This is a genomic window from Candidatus Pelagibacter communis, assembly GCF_001179925.1.
GTDB lineage: Bacteria > Pseudomonadota > Alphaproteobacteria > Pelagibacterales > Pelagibacteraceae > Pelagibacter > Pelagibacter ubique_E.
Map to the genome: position 1 here is coordinate 1 of NZ_CVSF01000007.1, position 1,646 is coordinate 1,646.

The window sequence follows — 1,646 nt, forward strand, 5'->3', positions numbered from 1 at the left end:
TATGACAATGTTGTGTTTCACAGAGTTATTGATGGATTTATGGCACAAACAGGCGATGTTAAATTTGGAAATTCAAACTCCAATGATTTTGATTTAAGAAGAGCAGGCATGGGAGGCTCTGATTTACCTGATTTGAATCAAGAATTTAGTAGTCTTCCTCATGATAGAGGTACTTTGTCTATGGCTAGATCGTCAGATCCTAACAGTGCAAACAGTCAGTTCTTTATATGTTTTAAACCAGCTCCTTTTTTGGATAGACAATATACTGTTTTTGGAAAAGTTGTTGAGGGAATGGAATATGTCGACAAAATTAAAAGGGGTGATGAAAACAATAATGGGGCTGTATCTGATCCTGACAAGATTATTAGTTTCAAATCTTTATAATCTTTAAATGGCATTAAAAAATTTTGCCTTCAAAATATTAAATAGAGATAATTTTGCTAGAAATGGTCTAATAGAAACGCATAGAGGCAATATCCAAACTCCAACTTTTATGCCTGTAGGAACACAGGCAACTGTTAAAGCATGTACTATTGATGATATAAAAAAAACTGGTTCTGAAATAATTTTATCAAACACGTATCACTTAATGATCAGACCAGGTGTAGAACGTATACAAAATGCTGGTGGGTTACATCAATTTATGAATTGTGATTTACCAATCTTAACAGACTCTGGTGGTTTTCAAGTAATGTCTTTATCTAAGCTGAATAAAATTGATAGAGAAAAAGGTGCAATTTTTAATTCTCATGTTGATGGAAAGAAATTTTATTTAAGTCCCGAACAAAGCATTCAAATACAACTTGGCTTGAATTCAGATATTGTAATGATTATGGATGAATGTCCAAAAAATACTAATGATTTTGAAATAATTAGAAAATCCATGGAACTTTCTTTGTATTGGGCAGAAAGATCAAAAAAAGAATTTGGTAAAAATCCTCATAAAGGGTTGTTTGGCATAATTCAAGGAGGCCTATTTAAAGAATTAAGACTTAAATCTTTACATGAACTCATGAAATTAGATTTTGATGGTTATGCATTAGGAGGTTTGGCAGTTGGCGAAAGTCAAAAAGAAATGTTTCAAGTTTTAGATGATTTAAAAGAAAATTTACCTTATGAAAAACCACATTATTTAATGGGCGTAGGAACTCCTTCAGATATATTAGGGGCTGTTAAAAGAGGTATAGATATGTTTGATTGTGTTTTACCAACAAGATCAGGTCGAACTGGATTGGCATTTACATGGGATGGCAGAATAAATATTAAAAACAATAAATACCAAAATGATAATTCACCACTAGATCCAAAGTGTGACAATTTAAATTTAAATAGATATTCCAAAAATTATTTAAATCACTTGTTTAATACAAACGAAATTTTAGGTTCCATGCTCTTAACGCTTCATAATATCAATTTTTATCAAGAGTTAATGGCCGCTATAAGAAAAAATATTAACAATGGTTCATTTAACGAATTTCATGACAAATACATAGATAAGTTGTAGCAGTATCTATTAATCAAAAATTCGTGTTTGAATTATTGAAATAATTCTGTATACACAATCTCATTCTATAAAAATGTGGGCCGTTAGCTCAGTTGGTAGAGCAATTCCCTTTTAAGGAATGGGTCGTTGGTTCGAGTCCAAC

At 31.2% G+C, this 1,646-nt stretch carries 2 protein-coding genes; both read left to right on the plus strand.

Going from position 1 to position 1,646, the window contains the following annotated elements; all coding sequences use genetic code 11:
• The coding region (locus AMN70_RS00555) for a peptidylprolyl isomerase (protein ID WP_075501033.1) at window positions 1-384 on the plus strand (384 nt) is incomplete at its 5' end.
• A gap of 7 nt (window positions 385-391) precedes the next feature.
• On the plus strand, window positions 392-1,504 hold the full coding sequence (tgt, locus tag AMN70_RS00560) for a tRNA guanosine(34) transglycosylase Tgt (protein ID WP_075501035.1): 1,113 nt from the start codon (window positions 392-394) through the stop codon (window positions 1,502-1,504).
• Window positions 1,505-1,646 lie beyond the last annotated feature (142 nt).